Raw genomic sequence first — 15,413 nt, forward strand, 5'->3', positions numbered from 1 at the left:
GATTTCATTGCATACTGACAAATTTGCGTTTAGACCGCCTAAAAAAATTATAAACAGATGAAATCGATAGAAGTCAGACTACCGCAGGATTTCGACAAATCCTTTATTGTATTCAAAGAGGAGGGACGCTATTTCCCGTGCCCCTGGCATTATCATCCCGAGTACGAACTGGTTTTGGTGTTAAAAAGTACCGGACGCCGGATGGTTGGAGACCATATCGGTTATTTCCAAGAAGGGGACCTGGTTTGCATGGGTCCTTACCTTCCCCACGTTTGGGTGAATGACTCCAACTATGTGAACGGTCAGGCCGAAGGCTCCGCAGAAGCCATCGTGATCCACTTTCAGGAGCACTTTCTAGGAGAGGATTTTCTGAATATTCCAGAAATGGAACCACTCAAAAATTTCCTAAAACTCTCCAAACGTGGCATAGCACTAAGCGGAAATACCAAAGAACAAGTAAGAGCCTTAATGACAGGCATGGTACGCATGAATGGCATCCAACGCCTTTCCAGCCTCCTTTCCATCTTTGACATTCTTTCCCAAACCCGAGAATACGAACTCTTGGCCAGTCCTGGATATTTGGATCAAATAGATCCTCAGGGATCTGACCGCCTCACCAAAATCAAAGAGTATATCTTCAAAAATTTCGATAGGGAAATCACGCTGCCAGAAGTTGCAGCCCTAGCCAATATGGCCGTGACCACGTTCTGCAATTTCTTCAAAGAACAATATCGCATCACCTTTGTCGAATACCTCAACACAGTCCGGATAGGCCATGCCTGTAAACTGCTATCGGAAACCGACATGAACATTGTGGAAGTGGCCTTTGAATGCGGCTTTAACAACCTCGCAAACTTCAACCGCCAATTTAAGAAGCATAAGAAGATGACCCCCACTGAATTTAGAAAAATGGTCAATATACAGCATGTCGCTTAGGAGACGTCTTGGATCGTAATATCACTTTTTCACCTGAAATTCCTGAACGCTCGAATACTAAGAACCAATACCATCTGACTTGAGAAAGGCAATCAGGTTTGCCAGCTCGTCCTTGGTCATGCTTTGCTCCAGTCCGTCCGGCATAAGAGATAAACCCGAATGGCGAACCGAATTAATTGTTGACCTCAGCACCGCCTCGTCGGTTCCGTAGGCGGTTCGAAGGGTAATGCTTTGGTCGGATTCCGCAGCTACCCAACCGGAGAGCGTTCTACCATCCTTGGTCTGTAATGAAACAGCTTGGTAAGCAGGCAACACTTCGTAATTTGGAACTAGGGTATGCAATAACAGTGCATCTCCGGGTTGATTTTTCACACCGGTCAGATCTGGCCCTACCTGCCCACCCTTTCCTGCATAGGAATGGCAGGAGGAGCAGTTTTTTTCAAGGACAACCTTCCCCGATACAGGATCAGCCGGATTTTCCAAAATATCTAAATAGGCTTCGTACACGGCCATGCGCCCGCCTCCCTCTAGGTCATGAAAGAGGGAGGCTGCCTGTTCCCTGATGGCAGGGAACGCGTCGCTCATCAGCCGCTGCCGTATAATCGAAGGAATCTCAGCGGGTGCTATTACCTGATTGGCAATGGCGCCAAGCAATTGCTGCACCGTGGCGCTTCTCGTTACTAAGGCGGCAATCACCGCAGACTTCACCCGAGGCGTAAACGCAGACCAAGCATCCGCGGACAGCAACAACGCCACCGCATCCGGATCACCCATCCTGGCAATGGACCTCACTGCTGCGAGTTGAATCTCTGCGGGGTAATTGAGCTTCAACAGTTGGTCCAGTTGCACCCCTACCCATTCAAAGGGAGCATACCCCAACAAGGATACGGCAGTGGTTCTCACCGATAAAAGCTCCGACTCGTCCAACCCTAGCTGAACTACTTGTGAAATAAATTCCTTCCTTAGAGCCAACTCGCTTTCTGAAACCGGCCGCGTATCCAACGCATAAGCGAGACTGAGTTCCCCAGCAATGCTACTTCTTCCTTCCAACCCATTCAGTAATCCCTGTGCGGTAGCCATGCGCCAGCGGATGTCTCCAGATAAATCTAACATATCCCGTAACAGCTTCCGGCAATCCTCCCGTGAAGCCGAATGACCTACTAAGGCACCCAACTCCTGCATCATCGCCGAAAACGCCGGGCCGTCTTCCGATTCCAAGGTCCGGAAAACCTGCAAAAACTCCGGAATTTGCCCTCCGATCCCACTCAGCACCGCACTACGGGACCAAGGATTCTCCCCATCCCGCACAGCTAACCGGGCAAGGGTTCCCATGATTTCCTGTCCCTCGAGCGATCCCAGTTCCAACGACGCCAGGTACCGTACACGCATATCCTCATCTTCCGTAGCGGCTATCAATGCTTTTACCAATTCCGAATGATCACTTACCAATTGCCCGGACAATATAACTGCCTGTTCTCTCACTCCGGGATCCCTATCTCTGAGGGCGGATTGTAGAAGCTTCACATCCAAGGCTCCCATCGACTGTAGAACCCAAAGTGCCCTGGCCCTGCTTTCGGGCCGCTCATACTGATGGAACAACTCACGAATCCGGGAACCGGCACCGGTATCTCCATTCTCAAGGAGTAGGCGGTGAGCTACTGACCGTTCCCATTCATCCGGAGAACTCAATATAGCCACCGGATCTTCAAAGAGAAATTTCAAACGTCCGGATAGACTACTCTCCATCTTAGCCAAGGCAAATTCCTTGCTTACTATTCGATATATGCGTCCCTTGTCTTTGCCGCTTTCAAAATCCAATCCTTCCCTCGCCGACTCGGGCACATAAGAGGGATGGTCGATTGCTTTTCGATACATGTCTGCCAAATAGAGCGCCCCTTCGGGACCGTGCCCCAGAAAAACCGGATTAAACCAACGGTCTGTGGATGCCAAAAACTCACGATCCTCGTAGGCTCTTTGCGCACGGAACGAAACCCCTTCATCCGTCAGCACCTGCCGCTGCACGAGGTTCTGAGCAGGCTCGCAAACAAAAGCATTGCCTACATGCTCAGGCTTCAGCGCTGTCCCGTGAAAAAGTACCGGACCGCAGGCGGAGGTAAATGTGCCTTTATGGGATAACCCGATTAGCTTGGGGATAAAATCTGCGGTGATGACCGCATTACTGATCGGATACACCGTCGCCTCTGCTTCTGGCTTGGCCACATCCTGAGTCGTGCGGTTGAATGTTAGGTGGGGATTTCTGGCCAACTGCCAAGGCTCGACTACCACATGCTGAAGCGGATGCCTATTGGACGTTCCAAATCGCCTGCCAAAAGGATCAAAGGCCAATCCAAACTGACTTCTCCCTCCTGTGGTCTGAAACTCAAAGGTATCGGGATGAAAACGGCCATCCGAAGAAGAAAACGTTACTGCTGCACGGTCGGGGTGCAAGGGAGAAGTTACCGAACCTCCGTTCAGCCCACCCGTCACATAGACCCAACCGTCTAACCCTAAGATGGGGTGGCTAGTCCTAATTTGAGCTGTTTTATCGGCATTGAAGCCGGTCAGCACCACTTTTTTGACATCAGCCACACCGTCTCCATCGGTGTCTTTGAAATAAAAAATGTCCGGGGCACAGGTCACAAAAACACCTCCACGCCAGACCAGGATTCCATTGGGATAGGTAAGGCCTGCGGCAAACTCGGTTCGGTGATCGTACTTGCCATCTCCGTCCCGATCTTCGAGTCGGGCTATTCTTCCCAACTGGGTAGGCGACCCCCCTTCTGCGGGGTCGGGATAACCTCTGTTTTCCGCCACATACATCACGCGGTTTTCATCAAAGGCAAAGGCCACCGGGTCGATTACCAGAGGTTCTGCTGCAATCAACTCAATCCGCAGCCCCGGCTCCAACTGGAAACTGGCCAAGGCAGCCTTGAGTTGGATCGAATCGGCATAAGTATACAGAGGAGAATTGACCGGGGAATCCTGCAATTCAAAAATCACTTCTTCGCCACCGCCTGCATCGGGCCGATCGGTCCCGCAGCCCCAAGTGATCCAAAGGATCAAAAAAACAACAAACCTATGCTGATGCCAATGAAACCACACACCAACCATCACAAAATGGGATAAAGGTCTACTTTTCGCACCCACATTTCGGCAGCTTCGGACTGTATTTGGATCCTTCCGCATTTTGGTTTTGAATCCAAGGCTCTGTTCACCAACACCCCGTTCAGGTATACTGTAATTTCTCCGTCCAACACATGGCACTCAAGGGTATTCCATTCCCCAACCGGCTTTTCCACGTCCTGGGAGCCTCGGAAATCCAACACATCCTTCCATTCCGGATCCCGACCGAACCAGTTAACCCTTCCGCCATGTAGGCTTAGGGGATCCCCGTCTGGTTGGTAGACGTAGGCACCGGCTACTTTTTTGGGTGCCACCGGGCTGGTAATGGCAAACTGATCCGTGCCATTTCCGACCACAATAAAATCCCCGGTGCCTCCCTCGATGATCTGAACTTCGATGGAGTGCATCCAGGTACCGGAATAGCCCCCATCCATCCCTTGGGAATGCAACAGGATTCCACTATCCCGGGATTTCTCTAGCCGGGGTGCGTGGGTTCCTCCTCCCCACTTAAATTCCACCACCAGTTTGTAGTTATCGTAGGGCTCTTCGGTGGTGATACAGCCCCACTCCTCCCCGGAGATATGGATCATTCCATCCCTAACAGTAAAAACTCCCTTCGGGTCATTGTTTTTCCCCCTGTCTTTGAGGAACGTATACCAGCCCGCCAGACTCTTTCCGTCAAAAAGGGCTAACTTCTGGCCAAGATTCCTGTCGTTGGCATCCAAGGGTTTGGAATACCGGGAAGTGGCAGGCATGGTATTCAATTGGTTCAATAACGCAACTACCCGTTCTGAGATTTTTCGGGAGGCATTGACTTCCAAGTAGCTGGATCTGGCACGCCAAGTTTCATAACCACCGAGTTCATGGTGTTCCGGAGTAGGTAGGTACCCGTGGTAGCCATTGGCCAAAGAGACCGTAAACGTCTGACCGAAGGGGCTTTTCGACTTGATCTCCAAACCGATCTCCACAAAAACTTCACAGGGTATGGCCGTTATCGCCAAGTCCCCGATTCTTATGGCTTGCAGCAGGATGCGCTCGCGATCGGGAAAATCCTTCATCAAAACGGTCTCCCTGGCGTATATCTCCTCCATGGAGACCATGTTGGGGCCTTTGGCCTTGGATAGGATGCCTTCTGCCCTTGAAATTTCCTCTGGCCTTGGCTTTCTGACATCCAAGCTGATTTCTTCCTGTACTACCGCCAGCGGCACCCAATCATGGTAGGGAATGTGCTGATATGCCTTGTAAGCCTCGGCTGCTATTGTATTGGCCACGGCTTCCATCTTTGCGTAAGGCGGCAACGGATCAGGAGCCGTTCCTCCAAAATTGATGTTATTGATATCGCCGCTGGTTCCGTTGGACATCATGGCAACAAAAGCCGGGGACTGCCGATCAGCCCCTATGAGCTGGGCAAACTTGTTCGCAAACATCCCAAAGTAATCTGCTGAAACCTCTCCACTGCCCGTTCCGCCCACATAATGCAGGGAATAGTTGGCCAGCAGGGCAATGGGTGTGCCATCCTTTGATTGGACCGAAACGAAGGGAATCTCCGGGTCGGTGGGTCCGGCCGGCTCCAGCAAATCGGGGTTTCCTATGCCGGGGTTCATTTTTACCCGGTCCACGCCGCCAAACGGGTTGGTCAGAACCGCGCTGGGCTTCATCTTCCACCTACGGTTAAACACCTGACCGGGTTCATGCCCTACACCCCATCCGATTTTTGCGGGCTCTAGGTTATTGTTTGCGCGTATGATGGCGTCCGCGGCACGCTCCACCAAAAAATCCAGGTAGGCCGGATCGGGATCACTTTGGAATACCGAGCAGGCCGTCCCGCCTGAATGGGTATGGGTGGAGGAAATCAGCATATTCTCTACCGGGATTGCCGTAAACGCATGGGCCCGCTGCTTGGCCTTGTCGATGGTCTCCCGGTAGGTCATGCACAGATCGAGGGTAACAATCGCCAACTTGGTAGCGCCATCATCCAGCACCAGGCTTCTTGCGTGGGTATCGTCGTGTACATGCTTCACTTTGACATCCTGCATATTGCCGTTAATGGAAGTCCCGATTTTGGGGGTAATTACGCTCTTTGCCGCACCGGCACGGAATACCTTGACACTTGGCTCGGCGGAAGATTGCTGCGCAAGGGCGTGCATATGAACCAAAAAAAGGATGGCAATGAATAAGACTATCTTTTTTGCCGGCGGCTGAGCCCTGAAAAGTACCACCAAGCCTTCGTTACTATTTTGGGTTTGTTGTCTTTTGATCATTTGCAAACTGATTAATTACCGATTTATACTACATCGCTTACCGATAACACCAGAAAAAGACTACTCCCAAGGGAGGGCATTAGTGAAAACGGAAGGAATAAAGATTTGCATCCTTTAAATATACCCGCATTCTGACTGGTTTTCCTGCCAATGGTGTAATATCCGCACTTTTATTCCCATACACCAGCCTGGAAATAGCTATGTTTGAATTCATCGCTGCTGAAAATCGCACCTGCTTCAGAAAGATCGAAGTGATAAAACATTACGAATCATTTAAAGAAAGGTGGACATTATTGTAAATTAGAAAAATAATATAAGTGAAAGGTAATTTATCTAAAAAAAGATATATTCCTAGTAGCATTTATGCATCTACCTACGTCCTGATCATTGGCACAAGCAACTATGGATACCGTTAAAAATCATTACTCCAGGGGCTGCAGCTTCTTTGTATTTACGGTTTATCCGAATCCCGCGTCCGAAGCCATCCATGTACGGATGGAGGGAGAAAGCAGAAAAGTGCCGACGGACAACCCAGGGTACTATACCAAAGGGATGCACGATGAAAACGGCAACCCGGTATGGGAAAAAGAAACGGACAGCCAAGAAGAGCATATCCCCACTACGGGCTGGAAAGAAGGCATCTACCATGTGCGCCTCCACCACCCTGAGGGCAATTTCGCCCAAAAGGTGATCGTCAGGCATTGACCAATAGGGCCGCAGGGGAGAGTTCTTTACCTCCATTGCGGCCATTTAGATTATCTCAACACATAACCAAAAATGTGGCGAAAAAGACTAAAATGGTTTTGCTATGGCTAACAAATCAAAAAAATTGTCAATGATGAAAAAAATCTATCCTATACTGATAACGTTGCCCCTGCTATACCTTGCAGCCTGCTGGGGGCCGAATGATCCGGACATAGAATGCGAGGTGGTACCCGTGGCAGGGGATGACAACAATGTCATCGGAAAATGGAAGCTGGTGGAATGGCAACAAGTTGTCATGATAAACGGGGGTTGGAAAATCGAAAATTACTCCTGCGATAACATCGTATATCATTTTCAGGAAGACGGCATACTATCCGTTTCGAGTGATGTAACAAACGAGTTTGGGGGAGAATTTCACGACGGCAGCATGTACGAGCTTGCTGAAGAAAGCTTTGATAACTATTATAGTTATCAGCTAAAAATAGGAACCTTAGGTTATTGGTTTTCCCTTGTTGACGGAATTATGAAACTGGACATGAGGCCAGTCGATGGTCCCTTGCTAACGCTGATAAGAATTGAATAAGTATAGGGCCGGCGATTTGCCTGGTATGATTTTTCTTGTAAAAGTAATAGGTCACCACATCCCCCCTTGGGTGTTTCATAGATCGAGGCTTCGTTAAACACCACCTCATCGTTCACTGCCACCGGGGCAGAATACTGCCCAGTGAGCCCCTTATCATGCGAAATCAATAAATGATTGAATCGGTGTGAGGAAAAACACATCACCCAAAGGTGATTTTTATGAACGATCATCCCCGGATAGCTGGTATCTCCTCCAATCGGCGATACCAGGGTAGACACAAAATTACCTTTGAAACCTGAGGTAAATATGGCTGTTTTCCGGCCGCCCTGCTGATAATACCTGGATCCTATCACCAATTAAACTTAAACGAAAACAAATCCGCGTCCTTCAGGTAAACACGCATTCGGACGGGCTTTCCTGAGAGCTCCGATACATCATTTGAGTTGTTCCAATAAACAGTCCTTGAAATCTCATTACCTATCACCGGCCGGCATTCTTCTTTGGAGAACCCAGGTATTTTGTTTCCATTTTCATCGAGGATTTCGACCAGTATCTCTCCAGCGGCTGAGGTAGAATAGTTAAGTTGCAACACATTCCCATCAAAGATAAACGGCTTGGTGAGCATTTCCCCTCCGTTATACCCCGCGGAGACAGAAGCAAAGCCATCCAGCCGCATGGAATACCGGCGCAGGTGGGCGGTGGGCTGGGCATAATCTTGATTTACATACACAGACATCTCTTCGGGACCGGTCTGAACCACGTTCAACGCAGGGTAGTTGGATCGGGAAACCCAATTTTGCAATCCAATCCCAGGGCGGATGAATGATTCCATAAACTGCCTCTCATACGCATTTCCTCCCCTGGAACTCATCAATATTACATCCGAACAGTCTTTATAATACTTGGGATCCACCCCCAGCAACTTGGCTTCTTCATCGGAAATTACCTGACGATTAGGCATAAATCGGGCACCTATGGCCAGGTAAATGTGCGGCGCACGAAAATAAGGGCTGGTCTGCTGGGTATAAAGATGCTCATAGGGTGTGTTTCCAAAACTCATCGCTTCCGGGTCGCTCCAGTGGATGAAATCGGGAGAGGTAGTTCTACTGACCGAACGGTAGCCACTGTAACCTCCGCCGGTCCAGGAACGGAAATAGCAAACATATTGCCTTTCAGATTCAGACCAGAAGGCGACATTCTGAGAGTCAAATACCCCTTTGGTAAATACCGGACCTTCCTGTAGGCGTTGCCAGTGAATACCGTCCTCGGATACAAAGGCCACCAACCCGCTAGAGGAGGTACCTCCCAGGGCCTTATACCGTTGCTGTTTTGGCACATCTGGGTTGGTATCAATAAACGGACTGAAGTTGTGGGTAATGGGGGCCGCATTGGCCAAAATCACGTTGTTTGCCTTGCTTCCGGCTATTTCATGAATTCCGAGATCCGGCTTTTCCCAATGGATCCCATCTTTTGATTCTGCGTAACAGGTGACTTCGGCCTCGTTACCATCCTTTCCGGCCATTGGCACTCCCCTATAATAAGCCCGGTACATCGGTCCATCCTTCAATATGGTTACATAAGCCGAAAAAGCTCCCTCCCAAGGCCTATCGAAGGCTAAAACCTCGCCTCGGTCCACTGGCTCGTGCAATATAACCTGCGCACCATCCAACGACTCAATCAGCGTGCGGTCCACAAATAGTTCCCTATCCGATCCGATGGTAAGGGGACCTTGGGCAAAAACAACAGTCAGTCCAGTCAGGACACTCAGCAGGCAGCAAATAAACGAAATCCGGTTAATCATAATCGATCGGGTAAGAAAGGTTGATCCCTAAATATACAACTAAACCCCACGGAAAAAGCGCTATTTGCCATTACCGTGGGGTTTATGTTGCTAAAATGAATGCATTCAGAATCGGATGATACTGCCGGCAATGTGTCTGGTCTGATTTTCCTTGTTAAAATAATACGTCACCAAGGCATGCTTTTCGTCCAATGCCACTGCCCAAGGATAGCCAATATCCGTACTGCCTCCGTCCTCGCGCAGGATGATTTCCGGAGCGGTTTCGAAATCCGTACATTCCGCATTCAAAATCCTGGCTCTGATCCCGTAGGGCTGATGCCTGTAACCGTAGACAAGCAGCACCCGATTGTCGGGCAGGCGCAATGCCTGCAAGGGATGGCCCTTAAATCCCATCGATTTCCATGGTCCAAAGCTCTTGCCTCCGTCCGTAGATCGCACGATAACCGCTTGGTCATCGTATTTCCCTGTTCGGATAAAGGCCACCACATCCCCCTTGGGTGTTTCGTAGACGGATGCTTCGTTAAACACCACCTCAGGATCCACTGCCACCGGAGCGGAATACTGCCAGGTAAGACCTTTGTCATTCGAAATCAATAAATGATTGGAAGTTTTACTGGGCGACAGCTGATCATGGGAAGCGACAACCCAAAAGACCCTGCCATCTTTTCCTTCATACAGGGCCCCTCGGTTATAAGCGGGAACCGGATCCCCTGTAGGAGTGAAATTGATTTCCGGCTGAATGTGAGGCGGATAAAAAGGTCCCTTCCAAGACTTGCCTCCATCGGAAGACCGCACCACATAGCCGCCCAGAAACACGTAGCCACCACCCGTCACGAAGTTGGGTGTACGTAGATTTTTGCGGTCTGCTTCACTGATCTGTGTCCATCCGTAGCTAGTACAAAGCAGGGTACCGTCGGACAACTGTAGCAGACAGGGGTCTTGGGACCCTCCAAAATCATGGGCATACAGCAGCTCGGGCTCTCCGGACCAGTTTATCCCATCCCTGGAAGTCATTTGTACCAGGTAGCTGTTGGGATCGGTGTGGCTATAGCCTTTGGAACCGAAATTTCGTCGGTCCGGAGCACGCCTAAAGGACAGTAAAAACTCTCCGTCGGGCTTCCGGACAATTGAAGGAAAAGCGGCATAATACCGTTCGTCGTGATATATAACGATGTCCTTTACCTTTTCAGCTATCTGCTGTGTGCTGTCCGGAGGGAGCAACACTACCTCTCCCTCGGCAAACGAAGGCAGAATAAAGGCAAACATCAATACAAGACTGTACATACTGAATAATCTCATCGTATTTAGGGTTTTAATTGGTTAATGGGAATCTGAGAAAGGTAGATTTTGGATTTTTCTTCGTGGGAGGAATAATACATCACCCAAAGACGATTCTTGTGAAAGATCATTCCGGGATAACTGGTATCACCTCCACTAGGAAACACCATAGTAGACAGAAAATTGCCATCCAAATCCGAGGTGAAAATAGCCGTTTTTGGACCTCCTGGCTGATGATACCTGGATCCTATCACCAATTGATCTTTGTTTAAAAACAAGAAGTTGGGACCACCCAATCGAATGTTCAATCGACTGAATTTCCAGTCCTTATACGGTGCCTCCGCGGAAGCAATCATACCCATTTGGTCATCCGCTTCCCGGCGTACCAGTACGTACATTTTTCCCGTTTTATCAAAGCGTATGGTCGCCTCATTGGGATTTCCTCCGGTATCAATTTGTGACACCCATTCAAAGTGCTTGCCATCCACCGTTTTCAGCAAGTGGGTTTCCCATCCTCCTTCCTTGATTTGATAGATAACGCCGTAGCCCACTTTTTTATGCCAGGTCAGGCTCCATATCCAATCAAGGGAAGGAGAAAGGCCCATAGTTGTTCGGGTCAACTCGGAAAAATTCAATCCCGATTGATCGGAGAATGACACCATGGGAAACAATTCCTTGTATCCTTTATCGTATATCCCCACTGCGGTGAGCACCATGATCTGGCCCTTTGGTGTAACGGAAAGCCGCGCCTCCCTCACATCGTAACCATCCATTTCCAGAAGGCCGATATCCTCCCACTGGTCCCCATCTTTTGAACGAAGCAATCTAACCTGCCCGCTTTTATCAGGCATGTGATTGTTTCCTTCCCGGATGGCGGCATAGAAATAACTTTTAAACCGGATAAGATCCGGGAAGGCATTGTGAGGCGCCTTATCCCATACTACCTTGGAAGTAGGCACATAATCCTGAGCCTTTAATTCCAAACCACCTACTATCCAAAGCAGGACAAGCAGTGCAAAACCTTTATTTAAATACATGTGTGTTCAGTTAATCTTTCTAAGAAATAAATTCCGGAATCCATTTTCGCCCAATTGTCCGAAGATGCGACACCTCGTCTTCGGGAACACCCCTATAGGGCCACCGGACACCGGTTCCAATCGGTATCCAACCACCCAGTGCGGCAAGTAATTTATCCACTGCTGTATTGGAATACCCCTGATTTGTGATAAAAGGCAATATCGCCTCCTCGAAAAAACCCAGCACCCGCTTTTCAATGGCCAGGGCCTTCGGCAGATCGCTCTGCATCAAGTGAAACCAGTCTACCGCAGCACCTGGATTCAGACAGGCAACATTCGAGTAGGAACCGTGCGCTCCACGGGAAATCCCTGTGGCCAATCGATGGCCAGGGACAAACACCGAAATCCGCTCCAATACCGGCTGCATTTCTTCGTACCAGCCCGCATCGCCCGCAGCGACTTTACAACCCACCAAGGGGATTCCTGTGGAAACAAGCTCTTTCCACTGTTTGGGACTCAACACCTGCTTGGCGTGAGGAGGATTATAAAGCACCAAGCCTATTGGTGCTGCTTCAGCCGCCATCTTTTCCAAAAAGGCACAGATCTCACTAAAACTTAACTGCATCCAATCAGGCAGGATAACTTGTATGGCAGATGGCCTTAACGCAACTGCCCTTCGGAGCCTTTCCAGCGAAATTATGGGGCTCATATGGCTACACCCTAACTGAAATGGCAAAGAATACCGCTCGGAGATTTCAGCAGTTAGCGCACTGACACGATCAAACTCACTTTCCGTCTGATTATAAAACTCACCTGCCGTTCCATTGGTATAGACACCGTCCACCCCAGCCTTCGCCAGGTAGGTAAGCTGATCCGCAAACCGGGCATAATCTATCTCTCCTTTTTCCGTGATGGGCAACAACAGGGTTGCCCACACTCCCCGGATTTGATCCGCTAACAGGGGCCTCATTGAACTTGCCCCAAAGGAAGTTTCCAGATTACCGTGCCCATATGGTACCGATCATGCGTGGCATTCCCATCGGAGTAATAGGCAGTAAGAATGCTGCCATCCGGCAGCTGCGTGCTAGAGGGGTAGCCACAGTCCCGACTTTTTAGATCATCTATTACCAAATATTCGTCGGACCAGGTTTTCCCTTGATCTGAACTAAACTTGACTGCCACTCCAAATTCTCCGGGTATTCGGTTGCCATAAGTAAGTAACAAGTCTCCATTGGACAATGAAGTGATGTGGCCGGGATGTTGCAGCTCCTCGGTTATCGGACTAACGTAGCCCCAACTTTTCCCATCGTCTTCGCTGATAAACAAATCCATCGCTGCACCCGCTTTCCACCTCCTAGCGGCTGCAATCCAGCTTTTCTCTCCTGTTTGGAAGAAGGCAGTTTCGTTGTGACCACCTGCAAATGCGGTAGGCCCAGAGGCATCACTGAGATGAGATACCCAGCTCCATGACCTTCCTTGATCATCGCTTCTAAACATAGATACCTTGTTTACAACCTTATCTAATGACTGTGCATAAGCAAGAACCCTTAAGCTTCCATCCCTTGCTTCCAATACGTCTCCGAAAGGGATAAATTCGGTCATTCCCGCTTCTGCTCCCGGAAAGCCATTTTTATATGTTTTCCACCTCACTCCCCCGTCTGCTGAAACAGAAGACCATGCACGCAGCACCCGAACCAGATCCATTCGCGAAGTAGGTGTTTCACCGGGCTTTAGTTCCCATCCTGAAGCTACCACCACCAATTCTCCTCTACCATTTTTACCTGCGGCGACATTCATTCGATTTGTTCCCGTATCATTCTTTGTCGCAATGCCTGATTTTGTCCAAAAATGCCCTCCATCTGCAGTTGACCATACTTCCACACTTCCTTCCATCCGAGCGTGGCTGGGTTGATTAAAGATGCTTGCATGGATGGATCCATCCTCCAATTTCGTCAAATTCGGCCACGCACATACATTATCGATAGACACAAATCGCTTAACGATTTCCACCTTTTGCTTTTCTTTGGGAGATGGATCGGTGGGGCTAATTGCTGGCTTCATCAAAACAGCACCCATAACCATTCCTGTGGCCATTATCCAAGTCTGAATCATATTCCATTAATTTTATACTTCAATAAAACTTATTAAACGCTGCTTAGAACAAATGTATGCTCGATCAAATACTGCGAAACGCCGGCTTACATTCCGGCAGTAACTACAAAGGATTGATCAATATCCGGGGTTTTGCTGCACAAGGGGTTCTTGGCTGAGCACGGTATTAGCGATTGGAAACAAAAGCAAGTGGTTTTGTCCAACCCTGTTCTGCAAAGCAGGTACCAATTCAAACGCCTTGTCAAACCTCAGCAGATCCCACCATCGCTTCCCCTCCAAAACCAACTCCAATAGTCGTTCCTTTAGAATGGCGGCATCATTCGCTTCTTGACTGCCGGACACAAATCGATACGCATCGAAATTTTCGCCGTAAGCCCGTTCTCTCACCAGGTTGATCTCTTGTGATGGATCCTGCCCAAGGGCATTCTTGGCCTCCGCACGCATCAGCAATACATCTGCATACCTGTAGAGAATGGGGTCACTCAAGAATACCCGATTGCCACCAATGATGGTGCCCTGAAACTTCTGCTGAATATTGGTCAAATACGTTCGAGATCCGTCTTGCTCAATGGTTTCGATCTCAAAAAAAGTGGACGCCCTACGGGTATCATCTTCGGTAAACTGACTCCTTACCCGCTCGTCCATCACCATCAGTCCCTGTCCACCTCCGATGGGAAATATTTTATCCCTGGTTTCCTGATCAATATTGCTTGGTGCCGCTGCACCGATGATCCACATAAACCACAGATAGTTACCTGGCTCTAGATCCTGGTGCCGAATTGACATTAAAATTTCCTTATTACCCTTATTTTCAAAGTCAAAAACATCCGAAAAATCCTCCAATAAGGCGACATCTGCTTGATCTACCTCATTCAGCGCTGCCAATGCGGTATTTAAATCGGCCGTACCGCCTCCACTGCGCTTTGCCGTCCACAGATACACATCCCCTTTCAATGCATTGGTGGCTGCTTTGGACCATACCGCCCTGCCGTTGGAAAAGGAATTGTCCGGAAACAGCTGCAAGGCTTGCTCCAAATCCTGTTTTATGAGCGCAAACACCTCCGCTTGGGACTCCCGCTCCCGGAGGGTAACCTCGGCCCCAAAACCCTCCGTGGGTTCTGTCCGAATGATCAAATCTCCCCAGGTTTTGGTCATGGTGAAATACAGAAAAGCTCTCATCGCATAGGCCTGGGCCAGCACGCTGTTCTTTCGGGCTTCCGAGGCAAAAGTAACATTTGGTACGTTTTTAAGAATAAGATTTGCCGTGTTGATAGCACGGTAAAATCCACTCCAGTCAGGATGACCGGGCGTGTCGGCATTCATTTCATTGCGGTGCAGAATAAATACCCCCTCGCCAAACAAACCGGGAGTCATCACTTCGCTGCGGTGTTCGCCAAGTTGATGTAAGCCTTGGGATAAATTCCTTAGCTCCACGTACATGCCCATCAGGGCTCCATTGGCGTCGTTTTCCGTACGCCAAAAATTATTGGTCGTGATCACACTGGTTGGATCCACATTCAGCGTTTCGGTACAGGACCCTGCAAGCAAAAGCAGCGTTGAAACGGCTAGTATTTTTAGATTCTTCATGGCTTCGTTTC

At 49.2% G+C, this 15,413-nt stretch carries 11 protein-coding genes; 3 read left to right on the forward strand and 8 right to left on the reverse strand.

Annotated features, from left to right (window positions below):
- Window positions 1–57: 57 nt before the first annotated feature.
- Window positions 58–936, forward strand: coding sequence for an AraC family transcriptional regulator (locus IAQ59_RS05030; protein WP_209329690.1), 879 nt, complete (start codon window positions 58–60; stop codon window positions 934–936).
- 57 nt (window positions 937–993) lie between these two features.
- Here the strand turns inward: IAQ59_RS05030 and IAQ59_RS05035 are convergent, their stop codons facing one another.
- Together IAQ59_RS05035 and IAQ59_RS05040 are read right to left on the reverse strand one after the other, a co-directional pair.
- Window positions 994–4,122, reverse strand: a complete 3,129-nt coding sequence (locus tag IAQ59_RS05035) for a PVC-type heme-binding CxxCH protein (RefSeq protein WP_209329691.1) — start codon at window positions 4,120–4,122, stop codon at window positions 994–996.
- Entirely contained in the window at window positions 4,047–6,320 is a 2,274-nt protein-coding gene (locus tag IAQ59_RS05040; RefSeq protein WP_209329692.1) for a neutral/alkaline non-lysosomal ceramidase N-terminal domain-containing protein, read from the reverse strand. The genes IAQ59_RS05035 and IAQ59_RS05040 overlap by 76 nt, the downstream gene beginning before the upstream one ends.
- A 402-nt stretch (window positions 6,321–6,722) precedes the next feature.
- Between IAQ59_RS05040 and IAQ59_RS05045 the strand changes: the two genes are divergently transcribed.
- Entirely contained in the window at window positions 6,723–7,025 is a 303-nt protein-coding gene (locus IAQ59_RS05045; RefSeq protein ID WP_209329693.1) for a T9SS type A sorting domain-containing protein, read from the forward strand.
- A 130-nt stretch (window positions 7,026–7,155) separates the two neighbouring features.
- Complete coding sequence (locus IAQ59_RS05050) at window positions 7,156–7,608, forward strand: hypothetical protein (RefSeq protein ID WP_209329694.1); 453 nt, start codon at window positions 7,156–7,158, stop codon at window positions 7,606–7,608.
- Window positions 7,609–7,957: 349 nt separating this feature from the next.
- Here IAQ59_RS05050 and IAQ59_RS05055 read toward each other — a convergent pair whose 3' ends face one another.
- The 6 genes from IAQ59_RS05055 to IAQ59_RS05080 form a co-directional block, all read right to left on the reverse strand.
- Entirely contained in the window at window positions 7,958–9,409 is a 1,452-nt protein-coding gene (locus IAQ59_RS05055; RefSeq protein WP_209329695.1) for a glycoside hydrolase family protein, read from the reverse strand.
- Between the two features lie 105 nt (window positions 9,410–9,514).
- A complete protein-coding gene (locus IAQ59_RS05060; protein ID WP_245189438.1) occupies window positions 9,515–10,708 on the reverse strand; it encodes a sialidase family protein in 1,194 nt (397 codons plus the stop codon).
- Window positions 10,709–10,713: 5 nt separating this feature from the next.
- On the reverse strand, window positions 10,714–11,724 hold the full coding sequence (locus IAQ59_RS05065) for a hypothetical protein (protein WP_245189439.1): 1,011 nt from the start codon (window positions 11,722–11,724) through the stop codon (window positions 10,714–10,716).
- Window positions 11,725–11,743: 19 nt separating this feature from the next.
- A complete protein-coding gene (locus IAQ59_RS05070) occupies window positions 11,744–12,673 on the reverse strand; it encodes a dihydrodipicolinate synthase family protein (RefSeq protein ID WP_209329696.1) in 930 nt (309 codons plus the stop codon).
- Window positions 12,670–13,815 carry a sialidase family protein gene (locus IAQ59_RS05075; RefSeq protein WP_209329697.1) on the reverse strand — a complete coding sequence of 382 codons (1,146 nt, stop codon included), beginning with the start codon at window positions 13,813–13,815 and terminating at the stop codon, window positions 12,670–12,672. Before IAQ59_RS05075 ends, IAQ59_RS05070 begins: the two co-directional genes overlap by 4 nt.
- Before the next feature lie 117 nt (window positions 13,816–13,932).
- Window positions 13,933–15,402 (reverse strand): RagB/SusD family nutrient uptake outer membrane protein, encoded by a 1,470-nt coding sequence (locus tag IAQ59_RS05080; RefSeq protein ID WP_209329698.1) that lies wholly within the window; start codon window positions 15,400–15,402, stop codon window positions 13,933–13,935.
- Window positions 15,403–15,413 lie beyond the last annotated feature (11 nt).

Origin of the sequence: Lunatimonas salinarum (assembly GCF_017811155.1) — a bacterium.
Classification (GTDB): Bacteria; Bacteroidota; Bacteroidia; order Cytophagales; family Cyclobacteriaceae; genus Lunatimonas; species Lunatimonas salinarum.

Bases quoted from the DNA above. Each gene is read 5' to 3' on its own strand.
- IAQ59_RS05030 (WP_209329690.1), top strand. From the start codon at position 58: ATGAAATCGATAGAAGTCAGACTACCGCAGGATTTCGACAAATCCTTT.
- IAQ59_RS05035 (WP_209329691.1), bottom strand. From the start codon at position 4,122: ATGCGGAAGGATCCAAATACAGTCCGAAGCTGCCGAAATGTGGGTGCG.
- IAQ59_RS05040 (WP_209329692.1), bottom strand. From the start codon at position 6,320: ATGATCAAAAGACAACAAACCCAAAATAGTAACGAAGGCTTGGTGGTA.
- IAQ59_RS05045 (WP_209329693.1), top strand. From the start codon at position 6,723: ATGGATACCGTTAAAAATCATTACTCCAGGGGCTGCAGCTTCTTTGTA.
- IAQ59_RS05050 (WP_209329694.1), top strand. From the start codon at position 7,156: ATGATGAAAAAAATCTATCCTATACTGATAACGTTGCCCCTGCTATAC.
- IAQ59_RS05055 (WP_209329695.1), bottom strand. From the start codon at position 9,409: ATGATTAACCGGATTTCGTTTATTTGCTGCCTGCTGAGTGTCCTGACT.
- IAQ59_RS05060 (WP_245189438.1), bottom strand. From the start codon at position 10,708: ATGAGATTATTCAGTATGTACAGTCTTGTATTGATGTTTGCCTTTATT.
- IAQ59_RS05065 (WP_245189439.1), bottom strand. From the start codon at position 11,724: ATGTATTTAAATAAAGGTTTTGCACTGCTTGTCCTGCTTTGGATAGTA.
- IAQ59_RS05070 (WP_209329696.1), bottom strand. From the start codon at position 12,673: ATGAGGCCCCTGTTAGCGGATCAAATCCGGGGAGTGTGGGCAACCCTG.
- IAQ59_RS05075 (WP_209329697.1), bottom strand. From the start codon at position 13,815: ATGATTCAGACTTGGATAATGGCCACAGGAATGGTTATGGGTGCTGTT.
- IAQ59_RS05080 (WP_209329698.1), bottom strand. From the start codon at position 15,402: ATGAAGAATCTAAAAATACTAGCCGTTTCAACGCTGCTTTTGCTTGCA.